The sequence below is a fragment of the Bradyrhizobium sp. CCBAU 25338 genome (assembly GCF_028128965.1).
Taxonomy (GTDB): domain Bacteria; phylum Pseudomonadota; class Alphaproteobacteria; order Rhizobiales; family Xanthobacteraceae; genus Bradyrhizobium; species Bradyrhizobium liaoningense.
The window spans coordinates 154,853-176,368 of the sequence record NZ_LFKY01000040.1 but is presented as its reverse complement, the minus strand read 5'-3'; the positions used below and the strand labels follow the sequence as shown (position 1 = coordinate 176,368).

Annotated in this window: 20 protein-coding genes; 9 read left to right on the top strand and 11 right to left on the bottom strand. The window is 64.8% G+C overall.

Annotated elements, in window-relative coordinates:
- Positions 1–4: 4 nt before the first annotated feature.
- Complete coding sequence (ppx, locus tag ACM42_RS25210) at positions 5–1,507, top strand: exopolyphosphatase (RefSeq protein ID WP_271530423.1); 1,503 nt, start codon at positions 5–7, stop codon at positions 1,505–1,507.
- 58 nt (positions 1,508–1,565) lie between these two features.
- On the opposite strand, the gene ACM42_RS25205 is transcribed toward ppx, so the two are convergent.
- The 3 genes from ACM42_RS25205 to ACM42_RS25195 are packed head-to-tail and all read right to left on the bottom strand — an operon-like array spanning position 1,566 to position 3,924.
- Positions 1,566–2,936, bottom strand: a complete 1,371-nt coding sequence (locus tag ACM42_RS25205) for a sensor histidine kinase (RefSeq protein ID WP_271530422.1) — start codon at positions 2,934–2,936, stop codon at positions 1,566–1,568.
- On the bottom strand, positions 2,933–3,598 hold the full coding sequence (locus ACM42_RS25200; RefSeq protein WP_271530421.1) for a response regulator transcription factor: 666 nt from the start codon (positions 3,596–3,598) through the stop codon (positions 2,933–2,935). Before ACM42_RS25200 ends, ACM42_RS25205 begins: the two co-directional genes overlap by 4 nt.
- Complete coding sequence (locus ACM42_RS25195; RefSeq protein WP_271530420.1) at positions 3,598–3,924, bottom strand: PepSY domain-containing protein; 327 nt, start codon at positions 3,922–3,924, stop codon at positions 3,598–3,600. Before ACM42_RS25195 ends, ACM42_RS25200 begins: the two co-directional genes overlap by 1 nt.
- A 133-nt stretch (positions 3,925–4,057) precedes the next feature.
- Between ACM42_RS25195 and ACM42_RS25190 the strand changes: the two genes are divergently transcribed.
- The 5 genes from ACM42_RS25190 to ACM42_RS25170 all read left to right on the top strand — a co-directional run bounded on the left by ACM42_RS25190 (position 4,058) and on the right by ACM42_RS25170 (position 9,884).
- On the top strand, positions 4,058–4,336 hold the full coding sequence (locus ACM42_RS25190; RefSeq protein WP_271530419.1) for a PepSY domain-containing protein: 279 nt from the start codon (positions 4,058–4,060) through the stop codon (positions 4,334–4,336).
- Between the two features lie 11 nt (positions 4,337–4,347).
- Positions 4,348–4,911, top strand: coding sequence for a cytochrome b/b6 domain-containing protein (locus ACM42_RS25185; RefSeq protein ID WP_271530418.1), 564 nt, complete (start codon positions 4,348–4,350; stop codon positions 4,909–4,911).
- Positions 4,912–5,466: 555 nt separating this feature from the next.
- Positions 5,467–6,501, top strand: coding sequence for an efflux RND transporter periplasmic adaptor subunit (locus ACM42_RS25180; RefSeq protein WP_271530726.1), 1,035 nt, complete (start codon positions 5,467–5,469; stop codon positions 6,499–6,501).
- Entirely contained in the window at positions 6,502–9,576 is a 3,075-nt protein-coding gene (locus ACM42_RS25175; RefSeq protein WP_271530417.1) for an efflux RND transporter permease subunit, read from the top strand.
- Positions 9,573–9,884, top strand: coding sequence for a DUF3240 family protein (locus ACM42_RS25170; protein WP_271530416.1), 312 nt, complete (start codon positions 9,573–9,575; stop codon positions 9,882–9,884). The genes ACM42_RS25175 and ACM42_RS25170 overlap by 4 nt, the downstream gene beginning before the upstream one ends.
- A gap of 7 nt (positions 9,885–9,891) precedes the next feature.
- Here the strand turns inward: ACM42_RS25170 and ACM42_RS25165 are convergent, their stop codons facing one another.
- The 3 genes from ACM42_RS25165 to ndk form a co-directional block, all read right to left on the bottom strand.
- The gene (locus tag ACM42_RS25165) at positions 9,892–12,135 is read right to left on the bottom strand and encodes a TonB-dependent receptor (RefSeq protein WP_442868945.1); all 2,244 of its coding nucleotides are present in this window, start codon (positions 12,133–12,135) and stop codon (positions 9,892–9,894) included.
- A gap of 307 nt (positions 12,136–12,442) precedes the next feature.
- Positions 12,443–13,303, bottom strand: coding sequence for a TerC family protein (locus ACM42_RS25160; RefSeq protein ID WP_271530415.1), 861 nt, complete (start codon positions 13,301–13,303; stop codon positions 12,443–12,445).
- A gap of 44 nt (positions 13,304–13,347) precedes the next feature.
- Complete coding sequence (gene ndk / locus ACM42_RS25155) at positions 13,348–13,770, bottom strand: nucleoside-diphosphate kinase (protein ID WP_271530414.1); 423 nt, start codon at positions 13,768–13,770, stop codon at positions 13,348–13,350.
- A 309-nt stretch (positions 13,771–14,079) separates the two neighbouring features.
- On the opposite strand from ndk, the gene ACM42_RS25150 reads away from it, so the two are divergent.
- The 3 genes from ACM42_RS25150 (at position 14,080) to ACM42_RS25140 (ending at position 16,622) form a co-directional block, all read left to right on the top strand.
- Positions 14,080–14,334 carry a hypothetical protein gene (locus tag ACM42_RS25150; protein ID WP_028178706.1) on the top strand — a complete coding sequence of 85 codons (255 nt, stop codon included), beginning with the start codon at positions 14,080–14,082 and terminating at the stop codon, positions 14,332–14,334.
- 211 nt (positions 14,335–14,545) lie between these two features.
- Entirely contained in the window at positions 14,546–14,716 is a 171-nt protein-coding gene (locus ACM42_RS25145) for a hypothetical protein (protein WP_271530413.1), read from the top strand.
- A gap of 46 nt (positions 14,717–14,762) precedes the next feature.
- On the top strand, positions 14,763–16,622 hold the full coding sequence (locus ACM42_RS25140) for an ABC-F family ATP-binding cassette domain-containing protein (RefSeq protein WP_271530412.1): 1,860 nt from the start codon (positions 14,763–14,765) through the stop codon (positions 16,620–16,622).
- A 144-nt stretch (positions 16,623–16,766) separates the two neighbouring features.
- On the opposite strand, the gene ACM42_RS25135 is transcribed toward ACM42_RS25140, so the two are convergent.
- The 5 genes from ACM42_RS25135 to ACM42_RS25115 form a co-directional block, all read right to left on the bottom strand.
- Positions 16,767–17,732, bottom strand: a complete 966-nt coding sequence (locus ACM42_RS25135) for a tripartite tricarboxylate transporter substrate-binding protein (protein ID WP_271530411.1) — start codon at positions 17,730–17,732, stop codon at positions 16,767–16,769.
- A 142-nt stretch (positions 17,733–17,874) separates the two neighbouring features.
- Entirely contained in the window at positions 17,875–18,891 is a 1,017-nt protein-coding gene (locus ACM42_RS25130; protein ID WP_271530410.1) for a SphA family protein, read from the bottom strand.
- A 13-nt stretch (positions 18,892–18,904) separates the two neighbouring features.
- A complete protein-coding gene (locus ACM42_RS25125; protein ID WP_271530409.1) occupies positions 18,905–19,846 on the bottom strand; it encodes an HlyD family secretion protein in 942 nt (313 codons plus the stop codon).
- Positions 19,843–20,088, bottom strand: a complete 246-nt coding sequence (locus ACM42_RS25120; protein ID WP_271530408.1) for a DUF3302 domain-containing protein — start codon at positions 20,086–20,088, stop codon at positions 19,843–19,845. The genes ACM42_RS25125 and ACM42_RS25120 overlap by 4 nt, the downstream gene beginning before the upstream one ends.
- Positions 20,085–21,497, bottom strand: a complete 1,413-nt coding sequence (locus ACM42_RS25115) for a DUF1254 domain-containing protein (RefSeq protein ID WP_271530407.1) — start codon at positions 21,495–21,497, stop codon at positions 20,085–20,087. The genes ACM42_RS25120 and ACM42_RS25115 overlap by 4 nt, the downstream gene beginning before the upstream one ends.
- Positions 21,498–21,516: the final 19 nt, after the last annotated feature.

Here is a 21,516-nt window from a genome sequence, read left to right as displayed (position 1 = left end):
CGACGTGAAGCGGCCGCGAAAGCGCGGCTCGAGCGTCGCGGTTATCGACATCGGCTCCAACTCGGTCCGTCTCGTCGTCTACGAGGGACTGACGCGGAGCCTCATCCCAATCTTCAACGAGAAGACCCTGTGCGGCCTCGGGCGCGAGGTGCAGAGCACGGGTCTGCTCGCGCCCGACGCCGTCGACAAGGCGCTGACCTCGCTCAAGCGCTTCCGCGCATTGTGCCGCGTGATGCAGGTCGGACGCGTGTTCGCGATTGCGACCGCGGCCTGCCGCGACGCCTCCAACGGCCCCGACTTCATCGCCAAGGCCGAGCGCATCTGCGCGGTGAAGATCGAGATCCTGTCGGGTCCGCGCGAGGCTCGGCTGTCGGCGCTCGGCGTGATCTCCGGCATCCACCTTCCCGACGGCATCGTCGGCGACCTCGGCGGCGGCTCGCTCGAGCTGATCGACGTGCGCAGGAACAGCGTGCGCAGCGGCGTGACGCTGCCGCTCGGCGGTCTCGCGCTCCAGGACCTCGCGCACAAATCGCTCAAGCGGGCCGATCGCATCGTGCGCGAGGAGCTCGACGAGTTGCCGCAGCTAACCGCGGGCCGCGGTCGCACTTTCTACGCCGTCGGCGGCACCTGGCGCGCGCTCGCGCGCATCCACATCATCCAGAGCGGCTATCCGCTCCAGGTGATGCACGGCTATTCGATTTCGGCCGCCGAGGCGCTCGACTTCTCCCGCCGTCTCCGGCGCCTCGCTGCCGCCGACATGCTCGCCGACATCGAGATCGTCGCCGATGCGCGGCGCCCGCTCCTCACCTATGCGGCGCTGGTGCTCGAGCACGTCATCCGCGTTGCAAAGCCGAAGAACATCGTGTTCTCGACCTTCGGTGTGCGTGAGGGCCTCCTGCACGAGAAGCTGCCGGAGGCCGAACGCAACAAGGACGGGCTGATCTGCGCAGCCGAGGAGCTGAACCAGTTACTGTCACGCTCGGCGAAACACGCCCGCGAGCTGATCGCCTGGACCGACCGCCTCGTGCGCGTCGTGAAGCTGCGCGAGACCGAAGAGGACCGCCGCCTGCGCCGCACCGCGTGCCTGCTGTCCGACATCGGCTGGCGCGTGCATCCCGACCATCGCGGCGAGCAGACGCTCAGCCTCGTCGTCAACGGCAATTTCGGCGCGATCACCCACACCGAGCGCGCCTTCGTCGGCCTGTCCGTGTTCTATCGCTATGCCGGCCTGAGCGAGGAAAACCAGCCGCCGACCACCATGCAGGGGCTGCTGACGCCGGCCCAGCTCGAACGCGCGCGCCTGCTGGGCGCCGCATTCCGCGTCGCGCACCTGATCTCGGCGGCGCGTCCGGGCGTCCTGCCCGCCACGCATTTCCGCAGCGAGGGCCGCAAATTGATGCTGGTGTTCGAGCACCGGCTCGGCGACATCGTCGCCGACCGAGTCGGCAGCCGCTTCCGCCAGCTCGCCCGCCTGATCGGCCGTGCCGGCTCGATCGTGAGGCGCTGACGAACAGAAACAGCGCAACGCTGCCCGGGGTCGTCGGGTCGCGCAACGAGCAGGCTGGTCACGCAACGAGGCGGCGGCAGTCCTCCGGCGCGACGATGGCTTTCAGTCCGCCGAGTTCGGAATCGGTGAGAAAAAGCTGCCATCCATAGGCACTGAGCACGTCCTGAACGATCGCGAGGCCGAGGCCGGCACCTTCGCCGCGCTCATCCAGCCTTACACCGCGTTCGAGCACGCGGGCGCGTTCAGCGGACGCGATTCCTGGACCGTCGTCCTCGACCGAGATCGCCGGATTCGCGCAGGCATCGGCGCCAATACGCACCCTGCTCTTGGCGTGACGGGCGGCATTTTCCAGGAGATTGCCGAGCACCTCGGCCAGATCAGTGCGATCGAGCGGCACGCTCGGCTCGCCGGTTATGAAGGTCTCGAATTCGAGCCGCTGGGCAGCCGGCGTGCGCGCCAGCGTGAGCACCAGGGACTCGACAAGCGGTCTGAGGGGCGTGGAAATACCGCCGCGTTGTCGTGCCGTCCCCCGCGCCCGGGCGCGTGCCAGCTCGCGGTCGACGTGACGGCTCATCGTGTCGCCGACGGCTTCGATTGCCTGGGCGACATCCCGCTCACCTCGCTGACGCAAACGCGCGACATCGGCCGCGAGTGCGGCGAGCGGCGTCTTCAGCCCATGCGCTAGGTCAGCGGCACGGCTGCGCGAACGCTCGATCTCGCGTTCCTGGGCGTCGATCAGGCTGTTCACCTCTTCCACCAGAGGCTTCACCTCCGCAGGGACGTCGACGGGGAGATGCTTCCGTTGCCCGGAGCGGACGTCCGCGACGCCGCGGCGAAGTGCGTCGAGCGGACGTAAGCCCAGTCCGACCTGGATCGAGGTGGCCGCCGCCAGCACCAGCCCGAGCAGGCCGAGTGCCAGCGCCAGCTCCCTGGCGAATTGCGAGCCGGCGGCCGACACGCGGGCGAGATCTGCCGCCACAACGACGCGCACCGGCGCGCGGCGGTCGCCGACGGTGAGCAGCACTCGGCGTTCACTGACCAGGAGCCGTGCGTTCGCAGGCCCGGGGATGACGTGACGGTGCAATTCGCTCGGCGACGGCTCATCCTGCGGCAGATCCAACGCCGTGTCCCACAGCGAACGCGAACGCAGCACCTGACCGGCGTCGTCCGATACCTGCCAGTACAAGCCCGAAAGTGGATCGGCAAAACGCGGATCGGCCGGCGGCCGGCCCACCACCAGCTTGCCCTGCACATCCGCGTCGATACCCGCGACGAGTTGCTTCAGATAGATGTCGAGGTCGTCGCCGATGGTGCGCGTGACGTGGCGTTCGAACAGCAGCGTCAGCCCGGCGCCGGCAATCGTCAGCGCGATCAGGATAGCTACAAGTCCGCCAGCGACCAGTCGCAGCCGCAGCGAGCCCCAGCTCATGGCGGCGTCTCCGGTACCAGATAACCGAAGCCGCGCCTGGTCTCGATCAGATCGGCACCGAGCTTCTTGCGCACTCGGCCAACCAGCACCTCGAGCGCGTTCGACTCGTGGTCCTCGCCGTGGCCATAGACGTTCTCGTCGAGCTCTTGCTGCGACACCACGCGGCCGCGGTGGTGCAGGAGAAAGGCGATCAGGCGGTATTCCAACGGCGACAACGCGACGGGTGCGCCGCGCAGCGTCACCTTCATCTGACGCTCGTCGAGCTCGACGTCGCCCGCGACAATCCGTGGCGAGGCATGCCCCGCCGAGCGGCGCACAATCGAGCGCAGCCGCGCCAGCAATTCCTCCATGCGAAACGGCTTGGGAAGATAGTCGTCGGCGCCCGCGTCGATCCCATCGACGCGCTCGGCCCAGCTGCCACGCGCCGTCAGGACCAGCACCGGCATCGACCTTCCGTTGGCGCGCCAGCGCTTGAGTACCGCCAGACCGTCCATGCCGGGCAGACCGAGATCCAGGACAACGGCGCCGTAATCCTCGGTGTCACCGCGGAACCAGGCTTCCTCGCCGTTGCGGACGGTCTCGACCACATAGCCAGCCGCGCGCAGCGCCTTCTCCACATCGGCCGCGATCCGTCGGTCATCCTCCACAAGCAGCAACCGCATCACTTCTCCTTGATGCGTTCAATCTCGCCGCTGCGCGCGTCCACGTACGCTTCGTAGAGCCGGCCCTTGTCGTCGACGAGGCGAAACTCATAGATCCAGCGGCCGTGCTCGCGCTCTATTTCGACGCCGGCAACTTCGCCCGGCAGCTTGCCACGGACGGATACGAGGATGTCGGCGAGTGACTTAATCTCGCCCGCCTCGACCGCGCGGCGCACCGCGTCGGGCGGGCCTCTATCGTGGTCGCTTGCTGCCGCAGGCACCGACGCGAGCAGAACTCCCGCCAGCAATGGCACCGCGAGGAATTCCAAAAAGCGAGATGGTTGCATCTACGAAGTATGCCGCAATCGACCTGACAGATCGCTGACGTGGATCAACAGGCGGCGGTCAGGGCGCTTCTGCCAATGTCCGCGCATTGCCTCGCCGCATGATGTGGCCGGGCCACACACACCGGAGAGAACCGTGCGCAAGATCACTGTCTTCACTGCTGCTGCCTGCGCCCTGCTCGCGGCCGCCGCGACCGCTCATGCCGGCAGCCTCGGGCGTCCCTGCACGGCAGCCCCCGCGACCCGTTGGCTGCCGCTCGAACAACTGCAGGCCAAGATCGAAGCCCAAGGCTACAAGGTTCAGAAGGCCAAGCTCAAGAATGCCTGTGGCGAACTCTATACGATCGACAAGTCCGGCAGCCGGGTCGAACTGTTCGTCGATCCGACCAGTGGCCAGATCGTCGGCCAGCTGTAAAGGGCGCCACCATGAGCGCCATCAACGACGGGATCGAGGCCGGCGGCGAGACGCCGCCGGCATCGGTCAGGGTCTGGGACCCCTTCGTGCGCGTGTTCCATTGGTCGCTGGCCGGGCTGTTTCTGCTCGCTTATGCGACGGGTGACGAGATCGAGAACGTCCATATCGCCGCCGGATACACGATTGCCGGACTGCTTGCGCTACGGATCGCGTGGGGCTTCGTGGGACCGCGCAACGCGCGCTTCAGCGACTTCGTGCGCTCGCCGCGCGCGGTGCTCGCCTACATGCGCGACGTGGCGTTGCTCAGGGCGCCACGCTATCTCGGCCACAATCCAGCCGGCGGCACGATGGTCGTGGCGCTGATCGTCACGCTGATCGTCACCTGCACCACCGGTTACATGATGACGACCGGTACCTTCTGGGGAGCAAAATGGGTCGAGGAGGTGCATGAGGCGTTCGCCAACCTCACGATCGGCCTCGTCGTCGTCCATGTGCTTGGCGTCCTGGTGGCGAGCTTCGAGCACAGCGAGAACCTGATGAAGGCGATGATCACGGGAAGGAAGCGTCCATCGTAACCGAGGCCGGGGAGCCGATACGAAAGGTTCTCGCTATCTCTCGACGAATCGGCTCCCGTTCCACCGCAGCGTTCGGCCCTTGCCGCTCCCGTCCAAAACTTCAAGGAAGGCCTGATCGCGGGAAGAAGACAGCCGAACGTCGTGAGCGTGGACGGCCAGCACACGCCCATAACGTCCGCTTTTCAAGACATGCACCTGGTGCAGGCAACCTGCGGAGCTGCAATGAACCGCCCTGTTACGACAATGGAAATCGTCGAAATGAAGAGCCAGGAATTGAGCTCCCGGCACGGTCAGATAGAGAGCAAAGCGTCGGGCGGCAGCAATCGGGCCACCGCACGCAATTGGGTATCTCGCTTGAGCCGCTTGAGGCAGATCAACTCACCAACGCGGTGGTGGAGTAAGCCAAACCTGCAATCGAACAGCACTTCGCTCGCCGGTGAGCGTGGGACATTCCTCATGCGAGTCCGTCACGAAATTCTCCTTCTCGCCTCTTCCCGCGGCGCGCTCGCTCGTACGCTCGCTGCGGTTGCATTGAGCTTGCTACCTTCCGTGGCGATGGCGCAGGACGAGCTGAAGCTGAGCGATGCCCAGGCGCGCAATCTCGGAGTTCGCGTGACCCACCCGGTCGCGATCCGGACCGATCTGACGCTGCCCTATCCCGTCAAGATCGTGATCCCCACACAGCAAATGTGGGTCGTCAGCGCGCCCGTGGCCGGCATGGTCGCCACTCTCCTCGTCGGGCGCGGTGACCGCGCCTCGGCCGGCCAGCCGCTTGTCACGCTGGAGAGTCCAAGTTTCGTCTCTCAACAGCGCGACTACCTGCACGCGATCGCACAGGAGCATCTCGCCAGCCAGCAGCTCAAGCGAAACATGGATCTGTTCGAGGGCAAGGCGGTGCCCCAGCGCGTACTTGAGGCCAGCCAGGCCGAAGCGCGCCAGGCCGCTCTCGTGGTCGCCGAGCGGCGCCAGATGCTGCATCTGAGCGGGATGTCCGACGAGGCAATTCTTCGGCTCGGCCAGGAAGCGGCGATCAGCGGCACGCTCACGGTCAATGCGCCGCAAACCGCATCCGTGGTCGAGGTCACGGTGTCGCCGGGGCAGCGACTCGAACAATCCGCTCCGCTCGTCAAGCTGGCGCGGCTCTCACCGCTATGGGCGGAGATCGCGATCCCTGCAGCCAATATTCGAGCAATCCGTACCGGCGCGAAAGTCGAGATCGAGGGCTATTCCATCCCCGGCAAGGTCGTGCTGGTCTCCGAGACCATCGACCCTGCCACCCAGACCATTTTGGTTCGCGCGGAAATCCCCAACGATGGAGAGCTGCATCCCGGTCAGACCTCCGCCGCCCGCATCGGCTTTCTCTCCGCCGGCGAAAGCGCGTGGGAAATTCCCTACAGTGGGCTGGTGCGGCGGGGCGAACGGACCGCGGTGTTCGTTGCCACAGCCGGTGGCTTCCGGCTGGTCCCGGTCAAGCTTGTTGCGGACGACCAGGACCATGTCGTGGTGTCCGGTCCCATCACGGAGCAGGACGAGATCGCGATCGGCGGCATCTCGGCGCTTCGCGGCATTCTCTCCGGCCTGGGGCAATAGATGCTCCGGCGCCTGGTTGCGTTCGCGCTTTCGCAGCGATTGTTCGTTCTGCTGAGTGTGCTGCTGCTGATGGGCGCTGGTGCCGTTCTCCTGCCCGGCCTGCCGATCGACGCGTTTCCCGATGTCTCTCCGGTTCAGGTGAAGATCATCATGAAAGCGCCGGGCCTGACGCCCGAAGAGGTCGAGCAGCGCATCACGGTCCCCGTCGAGCTTGAACTGCTTGGATTGCCGCACAAGAAGGTCCTTCGTTCGACCACGAAATATGCACTGGCCGACATCACGGTCGACTTCGAGGATGGCACCGACATCTACTGGGCGCGCAACCAGGTATCGGAGCGGCTATCGAACATCGCGCGTGATTTCCCCGACGGAGTGAGCGGAGGTCTTGCGCCAATCACGAGCCCACTGGGCGAGATGTTCATGTTCACGATCGACAGCCCTGAGCTCTCGCTCGCCGAGCGCCGAACTTTGCTGGATTGGGTGATCCGTCCCGCGCTGCGGACGGTCCCCGGCGTTGCGGACGTCAATGCGCTTGGCGGCTATGTCCGGGCCTTCGAAATCGTGCCGCGCAACGATGCACTTGCCGCGCGCGGCATTTCGTACGACGTGTTTCGCCGCGCCATCGAAGCCAACAGTCGCAACGACGGCGCCGGACGGGTGAACCAGGGCGAGGACAGCGCCCTCGTCCGAATTGAAGGCAGCATCCGATCAATCGAAGACATCAAGGCCATCGTCGTCGACACCCGCGAAGGCGTGCCGATCGTGGTCAACGACGTCGCGAGCGTCAAGATCGGGACGCTGACGCGCTATGGGGCAGTCACGTCGGACGGCAACGGCGAGACGGTCGAGGGGCTCGTCCTTGGCTTGCGCGGCGCCAACGCGGGTCAGCTCGTCCGCGACGTGCGTGCCCGGCTCGCCGAGTTGCAACCCTCGCTGCCGAAAAGCGTCTCCATCAACGTGTTCTATGACCGCAGCCACCTCGTCAACCGCGCGGTCGGCACCGTGGTGCGAGCGCTCGGCGAGGCCACCGCCATCGTCATCGTTCTCCTGCTGCTCTTCCTCGGCAACTGGCGGGCCTCGCTGGTGATCGCTCTCAGCCTGCCGCTGGCCATCGTCATCGCATTGATCGCCATGCGCGTGGTCGGGATGTCGGCCAACCTGATGAGCCTCGGCGGACTTGCAATCGCGATCGGCATGTTGATCGACGCGCTGGTTGTCGTGGTCGAGAACATCGTCGGCAATCTCGGCAAGCACGAACCGGGCAAAGCCGCCTCGGTGATTCACCTGGTGTACCGCTCGGTTTGCGAAGTCCTGGAACCGGTGGCCTCGGGCGTCCTCATCATCATCATCGTGTTCATACCCCTGCTGACGCTGCAGGGGTTGGAGGGGAAGCTGTTCATCCCAGTCGCCCTGGCCATCATCTTCGCGCTCACCGGCTCGCTGCTGCTGGCGCTCACCGTGGTCCCGGTCATGACCTCCTATGTGCTCAAGTCTGGGTCGCATCGCAATCCCATGCTGGTCCGTGCGGCGCAACGGGTCTACGCGCCTGCATTGGACTGGGCCCTGAACAACGAGCGTAAGGTGATGGCTGCGGCGCTGATCAGCCTGATCGCTGCGGGATTCGCCTATACGAAACTCGGCAAGTCCTTCATGCCGACGATGGACGAAGGCGACGTCATCGTCAGCGTGGAGACGTTGCCCTCGGTCAACCTCGACGAGTCGCTCGCCATGAATGCGAGGCTCCAGAAGGCACTTCTGGCCGTGCCGGACATTGCCGGCATCGTTGCGCGAACCGGGTCGGACGAGCTCGGCCTCGATCCCATGGGCCCCAACCAGACGGACACGTTCCTCGTGCTCAAGCCCGCTGCCGAGAGGCAGACCGACAATCGCGAGGCCCTGCTGCAGAAACTCCGCGAGGTTCTGGCCGGCTTTCCCGGCATCTCGCTCGGCTTCACCCAACCCATCGACATGCGGGTGCAGGAGATGATCAGCGGCGTGCGCGGCGACGTCGCAGTCAAGATCTTCGGTCCCGATATCGCCAAGCTGAACGAAACTGCGGCCAAGCTGTCGGCCATCCTGTCCAGCATCGACGGTGCCGAGGACGTCTACACGACTCTGAACGAAGGCGCTCAATACTACACGGTTGCAGTCAATCGCATGGAAGCCGGCCGCCTCGGCCTGACGGTGGATTCCATCGTCAACTCGCTCCGTACCCAGATCGAGGGCCGAACGATCGGGACCGCGCTCGAGGAGGGCCGTCGCACGCCCATTCTCGTCCGCGGCAGCGAGACGACCAGGGAGGCGCCGACGCTGCTGGCGAGCCTGCCGCTGATGCTCGCTTCCGGACAGCATGTCGCGCTGTCGCAGGTCGCGCGAATCCAGCGCGTGGACGGGCCGGTGAAGATCGACCGCGAAGATGGCGCGCGCATGAGCGTGGTTCGCGCCAACGTCCGCGGCCGCGACATGGTCGGATTCGTCGAAGCAGCCCGCCAGAAGGTTGCGACCGAACTTCCGCTCCCGAACGGCTACCGGCTGACATGGGGCGGGCAGTTCGAGAACCAGCAACGCGCCGCCGCACGCCTGTCCATCGTGGTCCCCGTCGCGATCGGTCTCATCTTCCTGCTGCTCTTCACCACGTTCGGGGCCATCCGGCAGGCCTTGCTGGTGCTGGTCAACATTCCTTTTGCCCTGATCGGGGGCGTCTTCGCACTGGTCCTGACCGGTGAGTATCTGTCGGTGCCGGCCTCGGTCGGATTCATCGCGCTGCTCGGCATCGCCGTCCTCAACGGAGTCGTTCTGGTGTCCTACTTCAACCAACTCCGGGCCCATGGCCTGAGCGAGGATCGCATCGTCGTCGAAGGTGCCATGCGCAGGCTTCGGCCGGTGCTGATGACCGCGAGCATCACGGCGCTGGGCTTGATCCCGCTGCTGTTCGCGTCCGGGCCAGGGTCCGAAGTGCAGCGACCGCTCGCCATCGTCGTGATCGGAGGGCTGATGTCCTCCACCCTGCTCACCCTGATTCTCCTGCCGATCCTGTATCGCCGCTACGGCGGAACATCGAAGGTGGCGAAATGACCGACCAGCCGGTCTGTCTCACGCTGATCGTGCCGCGTCAGCTCCGTGACGAGGTGTTCGACTATCTCGCCGAACAGACCGACCTCGTTTCGGGATTCACGGCATCGCACGGAGCCGGTCACGGTGCCGAAGTCCGATTGCAGACGGCCGCCGAACGCGTGAAGGGCCACGCCGATCAGACCGCCGTGCAGATGATCCTGGCGGAGAGAGATGCCAGCAGCCTGCTCGACCGGCTGCGGGTCTCGTTTGCCGGAACCAAGCTCGCCTATTGGACGATGCCCGTGACGGAATTCGGCACGATCGAGTGAAACCAGCTCAGAAATCCGTCGACATCGACAAGAGCAGGGTTCGCGGCGCGCCTTGCGCGAGTGCCGAGTAGCTTGCGACGCCGGCCCAGTAATTGGTGTCGAACACGTTCTGGACCAGGGCCCGCAGCGTGACGGGCCGATTGTTGATGCGCGTGCTGTAGCGCGCGCCGAGATCGAGCCTGGTCCAGGCCGGAACGACCTGCGTGTTTGCTCCATCCAGATATTGATGCCCGGTATAGATAGCGTTTGCGACCAGCGTCAGTCCTGGTGCGAACGGTGTGTCCCATTCTGTGGACAGATTGGCCTGCACCTGGGGCACGCCGATCGGCGTCTTGCCCAGATTGGCTGCCGTGCTCGTCTTTGTCAGCTCCGCGTCGATCAACGTCACGCCGCCGAGCACGCGAATTCCCGGCTGCAATTCTCCGAACACGGTCAATTCCACGCCGCGATTGCGCTGTTCGGCGTCCGCCCGGTAAACCTTGTCGAGGCCCAGCTGTCCCGAGGGTTTGGTGATCTCGAACAGGCTGATCGTGGTGGCGAGCATGCCGAGATCGACCTTGACGCCTGCTTCCTTCTGCTTGCTGAAATAGGGCGCCAGGACCTCTCCTTGATTGCTCGCCGTCGTCGGAGCGACGTCGCCCTTGCTGAGCCCTTCGATGTAGTTGGCGTACAGCGAAACGTGGCTCCAGGGCTTGACGACGACGCCGACCATGGGCGTGTACGCCGTCTGGTCGTAGGCGGAGGTCACGGCTCCCGTGGTGGTGTTGTAGTTGTTCGACTTGACGCCCTGTTGCCTGACGCCGAGGGTCAGCTGAAGGCGCTCCTGGAAAACCGACATGGTGTCGGCCAGCGCAAGACCGGTCAGCTCGGTGTCTGACAGCTTCGGCACAGTCGCGGGAGCCGGAACGAGCTGCTGGGGACGAGCGATCGGCGCATAGATGTTGGATAGCACCGGCGTGCCGTTCACCGAGCCGCGCGAAACCTCGTCAATGTAATAGCTGCCCTGGAAGGTCACGGCGTGACTGATCGCTGCGGTGTCGAACCGGGCGCGAAGTCCGGCGTCGGCCACGTTCCTGTCGATGTCGAACTTGAAGCGCCCTGGTGTCGACGTGGTGTCACCGGCCGCGTTCAGGATTGTCGGTGTGCCGAACAGACGATCGACCTGGGTCCTGCCCCCACCGGCATCAGCGAACACGGTCACGGTTTCAGTCACGTCGTATTCGGCGCGCGCCAGCAGCGAGTTGTCGTGAACCTTGGCCCATTCCCAGGACTGCGTGACATTGCGCCGCCCGACCGGCGCCGTCGGGACGGCGACGCCCGTTGCGACCAGAAACGGCCTCGTGGGCGCGTCGAATTTTTCTTCTTGATCGATGAAGTCGAGCGAGGCTCTGAATTTCTCACCGCGATAATCGAACGCCGCGGAGCCGACATGCGCCTCCCGGGTCTGGTTGTCCAGCGGCGTATCGCCATTGTGATAGCTGCCGTTGACGCGAATGCCGAATTCGCGGTTCTCGCCGAACCGTCGGCTCACATCGAGATGGGTGCCGAGCTGGGTGCTCGTCGCGTAGTCGGTCGTGACCCGCGTCAGGTCGACGTCCCCTGCACGCTTCGGGACGATGTTGATGGTGCCGCCGACGCTGCTGTTTGGCGCCATGCCGTAAAGCAGCGCAGTCGGACCCTTGATGATTTCGATTCGCTCGACGTAGTCGGTGAACACACGGTAGTTCGGCGCAACGCCATAGACGCCGTTGAAGGCAATTTCTCCGACATTCCCCTCGCCGATCGGAAAGCCGCGGATGAAGAAGGAGTCGAGGATGCCGCCGGTCTGGCCGGTGAAACGGACCGAAGGATCGTTGCTGACGACGTCGGCGACCGTGACGGCCTGTTGATCTTCGATCTTCTTCGCCGTGTAGCTCGTGACGTTGAACGGCGTATCCATGAAATCCTTGTTGCCGAGCAAGCCGATCTGTCCGCCGCGGGCCACCTGCCCGCCCGCGTAGGACGGCGGGAGCGCTCCAGGCCTCGCAGCAGTGGGGGTCGCTTCCGCCTGCATCCTGGCCCGCTCGTTCGCGGGTGCAGTCTGACGGCCCGCCCTTCGGCCGGGATTGGATCGTGGACGTGCGCGCGGCTTTGGCGCATCTGCGGTGACGGTCACCGGCGGCAACGTAGCTGCCTGCTCCGTCCCCGTCGCAGCGCTTTGCGCATTGGCGACTTGCACGAGGCCGTCGCTGAACAGGGCGATGGAGACCATGGAGGCCGCCAATGCCGTCGGGCTAGAGAACCTCGGAAGCGCTTTGACGGTGGACGCCAGGATAGCAATGGGACGGCAAATGACTCTCGACGGCATCTCGCGGCAGCTTCCGGTTCGATAAGATGAATACCGGAGCGACGTGATGCGGGAACCGTCACCAAGTCAACGAAAGTGCATTTGTTTTCAGTAGTTTAGAATAAGATAAGATCTAAACATGGGGAAAAGCGCTACACCGCGCCGCTGACCACTGCAGCGCTGCATCCGTCGATCGCAGCAGGTTCGGCGCAGGCACCGTCGGCCGTCGAAGTCACTCCGCCGAGGCCTTGGCGTGGCGCTCGGAGGATTCGAGCGCTGCCTGGGTCAGGCTGCGTCGGCGCCAGATGTAGCCGACCACCAGCACGACCACGACGCCGAGCACGGCACAGAGATATTCGCCGCCTGCCCCGCCATGGCCGAACTGCGGCGGGATGCGGAGCGCGCCGAGCATGCTGTCCAGCGAGGTGCCCAGCGGGCCGTCGAGCAGCATGTGCAGCTTCGGCGCGACGCCCGGGTCGGTCGCGATCACCTCGCCCGCCACCCAGCCGAGCAGCGCAGCGCCAGCCCAGACCAGGACCGGCAGCTTTGCGAGCAGCGCCATGATCAGCGCGGCGCCGGCGACGATCAGCGGCACGCTGATGGCGAGGCCAAGGATCAAGAGCGGCACGCTGCCATTGGCCGCGGCAGCGACCGCAATGACGTTGTCCAGACTCATGACGATGTCGGCGACCACGACGATCTGGATGGCGTGCCATAGATGCGAGGCGGACTCGACGTCGTCCTCGTCCTCGTTTTCCGGCACCAGCAGCTTGGCCGCGATCACGATCAGCGCGAGACCGCCGATGAGCTTGAGGTACGGCAGCCCCATCAGTGTGGCGACGATGCCGGTGAAGATGATCCGCAGCATCACCGCTGCGCCGGCACCGAAGATCATGCCCCAGAGCCTGTGGCGCGGCGAGAGACCGCGGCAGGCGAGCGCAATCACCAGCGCGTTGTCGCCGGAGAGCAGAATGTTGATCCAGATGATCTTGCCGACCGCAAGCCAGAACGTCGGTTCGGCCATCTCATTGCGGAACTGGGTGAAGAATGCCCCGATCGTAGCGGGATCGAAGATCTGCCAGAGCCAGTCCACAATCAGTCCTTTCGCCCGTCGTCCCTAACCTGTCCGCCGATGGATCAGCCGACGATCTCGTTGCCCGAGAAGAACTGCGCGATCTCGACCGCGGCCGTCTCCGGCGCATCCGAACCGTGCACCGAGTTCTCGCCGATCGACTTTGCGTAGAGCTTGCGGACGGTGCCCTCGGCGGCCTTGGCCGGATCGGTCGCGCCCATCACCTCGCGGTACTTGGCGATCGCGCCCTCGCCTTCCAGAACCTGAACCACGACCGGGCCGGAGGTCATGAACGCGACGAGCTCGCCGAAGAACGGGCGCGCCTTGTGGACGGCGTAGAAGGTCTCGGCCTGCTCCTTGGTCATGCGGATGCGCTTCTGCGCGACGATGCGCAGGCCCGCCTTCTCGATCACGGCGTTGACCGCGCCGGTCAGGTTACGCTCGGTCGCGTCGGGCTTGATGATCGAGAAAGTGCGTTCGATGGCCATAATGTTGTCCTTGGGAAGAAAGCGGTGGTTCGGAGTTGCGGGGCTTATATCGGCGCCTTTGCCGGACGGCAAGCGACCCGCCGAAACGGCCCGCACTGGCGCTTGCCGCGGGGCGGCTGCCAATTCCAGCATGGATGACAACGATTTCACCCAGATGAACCCAATCTGAAACCGCCGTCAGGGATCGGTTCAGCTTCACCGGCGTAAGGTCGGACCCATCGAAACCGAAGCCTGATCACCAGGCGGATCGTTTCGGCGGCCTTTGCATCGGCGCGATAGCCCCGCGCCGGCAGTCTTTAGGAGATCACCATGTGGAGGAAACTTTCGCTTGCCGCCGTCGCCGCGGTCGCACTGGGAGCCGCGCTGGCACCGACCTCGGCCTCCGCGCACTGGCACGGCGGCCGGGGCTGGCACGGCGGCGGCTGGCACCACGGCCACGGCTGGGGCGGACCGCGCTTCTACGCCGGCGGCCCCGTCTCCTACGGTTATGGCGGCTGCTATGTGCGCCGGCTGGTCCCGACCCCCTGGGGACCCCGCTGGCGGCTGATCAACCGCTGCTACTGAGCCCGTCAGCACCTTCCCGAGGGTACCAAGCCCCCCAGGTACCTTCCAGGAGAAGCCCCGGCGCCCCCTCGCCGGGGCTTTGGCTTGAGCGGAAAAGGCGCAGTTCATACAATTTTTACGAGAATGCCCGACATGGCCCGCCGACGGCGAAACTATTTGGGCGGCAATGACTTGGTACCGTGTCCTTACTTTGAGAGCACGGAACTTCGCGATGGCTGGCCTCCTTGCCAATGACAGCGAACAGATCGACCGCCGCACCAGCCGCTCGATTTGCGATGCCGTGGGCGAGCGGCTGCAGCAGAGCCTTCGCCCCGAGCCTCGCCTCCCGACACATCTCGAGCAGCTCCTCAACGAATTGAGGCAGCGCGAGCGGGAGCACTGACGGAAAAACGAGTTGCGTTCGACGCGCCTTGCGGTGACAAGGCCGCATGCTGTCCATCACCGATCTCTCCATCCGTCTCGCCGGACGCCTTTTGATCGACCAGAGTTCCGTGCAGATCACGCCCGGATCACGCGTCGGCCTGGTCGGGCGCAACGGCACCGGCAAGTCGACGCTGTTCAAGGTGATCCGCGGCGAGCTCGCGGCCGAGCACGGCTCGGTGACCCTTCCGCCCCGCTGGCGCATCGGCAGCCTCGCGCAGGAAGCGCCGAACGGCCCAGAAAGCCTGATCACGGTCGTGCTCAAGGCCGATCTCGAACGCGATGCGCTGCTCGCCGAAGCCGAGAGCGCGACCGATCCGCACCGGATCGCCGAGATCCAGACCCGGCTCGTGGATATCGACGCGCATTCGGCGCCGAGCCGTGCCGCCGCCATCCTCTCCGGTCTCGGCTTCTCGGCTGCCGATCAGCTCCGCCCCTGCGCCGAATTCTCCGGCGGCTGGCGCATGCGTGTCGCGCTCGCCGCCACGCTGTTCGCGGCCCCCGACCTTCTGCTGCTCGACGAGCCCACCAACTATCTCGACCTCGAAGGCACGCTGTGGCTGGAGGACCACCTCGCGCATTATCCGCGCACGGTGATCGTGATCAGCCATGACCGCGACCTCCTGGAAAGCTCGGTCGACCAGATCCTGCATCTGGAGCGCGGCAAGCTCACGCTCTACAAGGGCACCTATTCCTCCTTCGAGGAGCAGCGCGCCGCGCGCGAGCTGCTCGACGCGAAGGCGGTCAAGCGCCAGGAGGCCGAGCGTGCGCGCCTGCAGGCCTTCGTCGATCGCTTCAAGGCGAAGGCCTCCAAGGCCCGCCAGGCGCAATCGCGCGTCAAGATGCTGGAGCGGCTGAAGCCGATCACGGCGCTGGTCACCGAGGACGTGCGCGAGATCAGCTTTCCGGCGCCGGAGAAGATCCTGTCGCCGCCGATCATCGCGGTCGACAACGCCTCGGTCGGTTACGATCCGGCGAGCCCGGTGCTGAACCGCGTCACCCTGCGCATCGACAATGACGACCGCATCGCGCTTCTCGGTGCCAACGGCAACGGCAAGTCGACGCTCGTGAAGCTGCTCGCCGGACGGCTCGCGCCGTTCTCGGGCAAGGTGACGCGCGCGGACAAGCTGTCGATCGCCTATTTCGCGCAGCACCAGCTCGACGAGCTCAACGAGGACGCCTCCGCCTACGATCACGTCCGCAAGCTGATGGGCGATGCGCCGGAGGCGAAAGTGCGCGCCCGCGCCGGCGCGATGGGCTTCTCCGGCAAGGCCGCCGACACCAAGGCCGGCAAATTGTCGGGCGGCGAGAAGGCGCGGCTCTTGCTGGGTCTTGCGACCTTCTTCGGCCCCAACATGATCATCCTGGACGAGCCGACCAACCATCTCGACATCGACAGCCGCGCCGCGCTTGCGGAAGCGATCAACGAATTCCCCGGCGCCGTCATCATGGTCTCGCACGACCGCTACCTGATCGAGGCCTGCGCCGACCGGCTCTGGATCGTCGCCGACCGCACCGTCACCAATTACGACGGCGACCTCGACGAATACCGCCGCCTGGTGCTGTCGGCGCGCAACGCGGAAGCCCCGCGCGAGCGCAACGGCGCAAGCGAGAAGCCGCAGCGCGTGAGGTCGGACAATCGCGGCTCGCTGAAGAAGCGCATCGCGGAAGCCGAGGCCGAGATCGCCCGCGTCAGCGAGATCATCGCCAAGATCGACACGGCGCTCGCACTGCCCGACATTTTTGCGCGCGACCCCAAGCAGGCTGCGCAATTGTCGAAGGCCCGCGCCAATGCCGCCGACGCGCTGGCGCGCGCGGAGGAGCAGTGGCTGGAGGCGAGCACGCAGTTTGATGAGGCGGCGGGGTAACGCCTTGATCCACGAAGCCGCGCGCCATCAAAAACGTGCAAAACAACCCCATGCACAGTACCGGCATTATAACACCGGCAAGCTAACCATTGATCTGGTTGATCTTTATACGCTCAGAATGCATTCCCGGCGCACTATAATAGCTCAGTCCGCGTATTGCCCGGCTGCCTTGATGATCGGCGCCCAGCGGTCGATCTCACTCGTCAGCATCGCGCCCAGCGCCTCGGGCGTCGCCTTGTCCTGCGGGACCGGCTCGGTGTTGATGTCGTTGAACCGGGCGATCAGCGCCGGATCCTTGAGTGCGGTCTGGAGCGCCGCCGTCAGCTTCTGAACGACCGCCGGCGACGTGCCCTTTGGCGCATAGATGCCGTGCCAGACGCCGAGCTCGAAGCCTTTGAGGCCGGCCTCGTCGGCCGTCGGCAGATCTGGCAGGCTCTTCAGCCGCTCCTTGGTGGTGATCGCATAGGCCTTGACCTGCTTGGCCGTGATCGGACCGGTGGTGTTCGTCGCCTGGTCGCAGGTGAGATCGATCTGCTTGCCGAGCAGATCGTTCATGATCGGGCCGTTGCCCTTGTAGGGCACCGTGGTGAGCTGCTTCTGGATCGCCGTCATGAACAGCATGCCGCAGAGATGCGATGCCGCTCCAAGGCCGGCATTGGCGTAGGTCAGCTTGTCGCCCTGCTGCTGGGCGTAGGCGACCAGTTCCTTGAGCGTGTTGGCCGGGAAATCCGGACGCGCGATGATGGTCATCGGCGCGTTGGTCACGAGCCCGATCGGCGCAAAGGCCGTCTTCGTGTCATAGCTCAAATTGCGGTACAGCGTAGCGGCAGTCGAGATGCCGACATGATGGATCAGCAGCGTGTAACCGTCCGGCTGAGCGCGCGCCGCGCGGGTCGTGCCGATGGTGCCGCCGGCGCCGGTCGCGTTCTCGACGATGACCTGCTGTCCCAGGGACTTCGCCATCCCCGCCGCGGTCAGGCGTGCGATGGTGTCGGTCGGCCCGCCGGCGGCGAACGGCACCAGTATGGTGATGGGCCTCGTCGGATAGTCCTGGGCGACGGCCGCGCCGAGCGGCAGAAGCAGAGCCGCCACGAAGGCAGTGAACCGCATGGTTTCCTCCGGATTGTTGTTGGCCCCATCAAAGCGCATTCCGGGGCGCGTGGCCATTACGAAAGCAGGCTCTGTCAGTGCCGCCGGGACGCACGGCCGTGGCGCCAGAGCGGAACCATCGGCGTTGCAAGCAGGATGACAATTAATGCTTCCGCACCGCTGGCTTTGATGATGCATGTTCGGGTGGCGCCGCCGAAACCGCGAACGTCACCCAGGTGCTCCACGTGCTCGCGCGGTTTTCGACCTCCAGATCCTTGTAGCCCCTCAGATTGAGATAGCCCTGGTACCCGTCGGACATGGGAATGATGAACCCGATCTGAGGTCCGATGCCGATCGCGCGTCCCCTGAAACCTCCGAGCTTCGCGCCCGGACCGGAATCGTCGGTGATCTGCTGGTAGAAGTAGCCGGCCACGCCGATCTGGAAATTCTTGCTCAGGAATTGTGACGCCGCCCAGTCCACATGGAAGTCGATGCCGTTCTGGTATTGCAGATACGGATTGGGCAGGCTGTAGGTCAGCCCGCCGACGATCGAGAATTCATGACCGGTCTTCGGGTCGAAGTAGGTGTAGCCGGCACCTGCATCCCAAGCGACAAAGCCAAGGTTCAGGTTGGCGAGACGATTCGGATCATAGGTCCCGCTGGGGATATTGCCGGTGATGTAGACCATCTCATTGTGGACACCCTGATTCCACTTGAGCGTGCCTTGATAGAATACATCGGAAACCGTAGTCCGATTGTCGGTTCTGACCCCTGAAATGGCATTTCCGGCAGGGCCAGTCAGCGTGGCGTCGATGCCGAGACCGACATTGCCCGGCGCCGTGAGGATTGAAACCGCAGCCTGGCCCCCCAACACAGGGAGAGGCGACGTGTAAGTGATGCCCAGTGCGAGAGCATCGCCATGCGCGTTCAGGCCTGTGACAACCGAGCCGCTGCCTGCGCCGCTGGTGACGAAATTCTTGGTGGCTCCCGCATCAGCCTGCAGGTGCAGATAGATCGAAGCATAGGCCCAGCCGGGCACAGTCGGCGCGGCGGCAAGACTGCCGAAAATGCCGGGCAGCCAGAACCCGACACCGCCGGCGTCGGCCCAGGCTTGGGAAGGAAGCGAAGTCATCACGCATCCAAGTGTCGCAACAGCCGCGAGTGATGCCTTGGTTCTCATGGCGCCCTCCCCTTCAGAACGGAACGACGTAGTTGAGGATCGCGATCTGCCGCAGCAGCACTTTGCGGATGACATGACTGACGACGACGCGATCCGTGAAGATGGCAGCCGTTCCAGTCGCGCCGGCCGGCAAAGTTTTCGCGGCCTCGCCGTCATCGAGCGTCACTCGCACGACGAACGGCATGGTCTCGATCGCTTTGGGCATGACGGCCTGCCCCGAGACCTGGGTCTGCCCGGTCGCGACCGCCTGCAGGATGCTCTCGACCTTGCCGGTGAGAATCCTTCCGGGAGCAAACTTGAAGGCGATTTCGACCTTCTGACCGGGGGCGACATATCGGGCATCGATTTGATCGATCTCGATTGCGACGTCGGTCTCCGAGGTGTCGATGAACGCCATCGCCGGCGAAGCCGACAGGTTTCCGACGCGCGCGCCCTTCCGAAGTGCAACGTTGGTCGCGTAGCCGGCAGCGGGTGCCCGCACGACGGTCTTATCCAGATTCCATCGCGCGTTCTGCAGTTGGGCCTTCAACTGGTCGACCTCCGACTGCCGCTGCTCGACATCGAAGCCACGGCCTGCGTCGCGTTCGTACAGCGAGGTCATCTGGCTCAGGCGCGTGCTCGACAGCTTGAGTTGGGCCTCGATCGCCTTCACCTGGGCGTCGTAGGGGGTAGGATCGATCCGGAAGAGGACGTCGCCCTGCTTCAAAGGCGCGTTCGGCCGGACAGGCACGTCGACGACCTCGCCGGCGACGTCCGGAACGATCGAGACGGCGTTCCGATAGACCAAAGCCTTACCCTGAGGCGCGCCCCATCCCATCGGGATGAACAGTCCGATGTTCAGAAGAAGCAGCACGATCAGAGGCGAGGCCTTCCAGAACGCGTTGAAGCGGATCGCGCCGACCCAGACCAGCGTGAACAGGAGCGCCAGATAGAGCGCCATGAGGGCTATCATCATGGCCGGGGCTCCATTGTCCGCTTCGCCGGGACGTCTACGTATGCCCAGATCATCGCAACCGGCCACAGCACAAAGCCGAAGATCAGCGTGATCCAGCCGGCGATACCCACCGCCTCGGCCCATGGGTGTCCTCGTCGCCTCGCCACGTGCCCCGGCAGCGATCCCATCAGCCAGACCACCATCACGATCACCGCGAGCACGATGATCAAGACGACCCAGGCGAAGAGATCGAGACCGCTCATTGCGCCGCGATCCTTTCGATATCCGGTAAGCGCCAGGTCTTGTCGAAGAGAGCTTTTTTCGGGCCGTAGAAGCGGAAGATGATTTCCCATCCTCCACCGGCCCTGGTCGGAATCCAATTCGACTCCTTCCCGGCGGGAGCGTTCGGGCCGAAGAAGATCTCGGCCGAGCCGTCGGGGTTGGTCTGCAGCCCTGGCGTGTTCGAGCCCCGGCTCGACCACTTCGTATCCCTGATGAGGCCATGCGTCTCGCGATCGTAGACCGTGCCGGACCAGTAGAGCGAAACCGGCGCGTTTGCCGGCACCGTCAGGCGGTAGGTGCTTCCCCCGTCGAGCGCCTTGCCGTCCTTGTCTCGGATCGTGACAAGATAGAATTGGCCGGTCCCCAGGTGCTTCACGCTCGAGAATGCGAACGAGTAGAACGCGCCGCGGTCGTCGACCGGGTAGACGTTTGGCTTGGCGAAGAGATTGGCCAGCCCTTCGGTGACGTCGTGCGCAACCGGCAGCGCCCATTGGCCACCTTCATAAAAGGACGGCTTGAAGAGACTTTCATACCGGAGATCAAGCCACTCGCGAGCGTCTCGGGCCGCCTCCTCAAGCATCTTCTGCGCTTGAGGACCGGGATCGAACGGTTTGCCCTTCTCGATGCCGATCGCCTTGATCTGATCGATCATGGCCTTGTCGCGTTCGAGCCACGTCTCCCGCTGGATGAAGCGGTCGAGCGCCTGGAAAAAGCGGATGTCGTAAGGGATCGTGCTGTCGTAGGTGACGTCGACTACGTCTATGAAGGCCGTCGAGGGCGGAGCGGCCGCCTGGGACAGCGGGCAGAGCTTGATCTGCTTCGCGTAGGCGACCGCCTTCGCGACGTCCGCCTCGCTGCCGCTGCCGACGTTGGAGCGCAGCAGCGCGTAGCCCAAGTTGGTGTCGGACGCGAGGGGGATGTAGCCGTCAGGGGTCTTCTCGGCGTAGCCTGGCGGAAGGATCAGGTACTTTCCGCCCTTGCCCTTGTCCGCTCCCGCCGGTCCCACGTCATCGAGCGCGGCTTGCCAGGCATCCATGATCGTGCCGGTGATCTCGCCTCCGCTTGCCGGCGGGATCTCGAGCACCATCGGACCTGTACTCTTCGTGTTGAAGAACGGCATCAGGTAGATCGTGCTCGGATTGGGCGTGAGCGTCTGATTCTTCCAATCCGGAATTCGCGACCAGAATACGATCTGGTTTTCCTTGGCTCCGACCTTCAACGCCGCTTGCAGCATCAGGTCGAAGTTGACGGCGGGCATGCCCCAGATCACGGCCTCGATCGCGCGCGCTCGCATGCTTCGGGCCAGCAGATCGTCCCGACTTACAGCCTGCGCCTGCGCCCAGCCTGTCCAAAACGCGATCACCAGCGCAATGAACAGTCGTCTCCTCATCGGGAGATCCTCCTCTCCG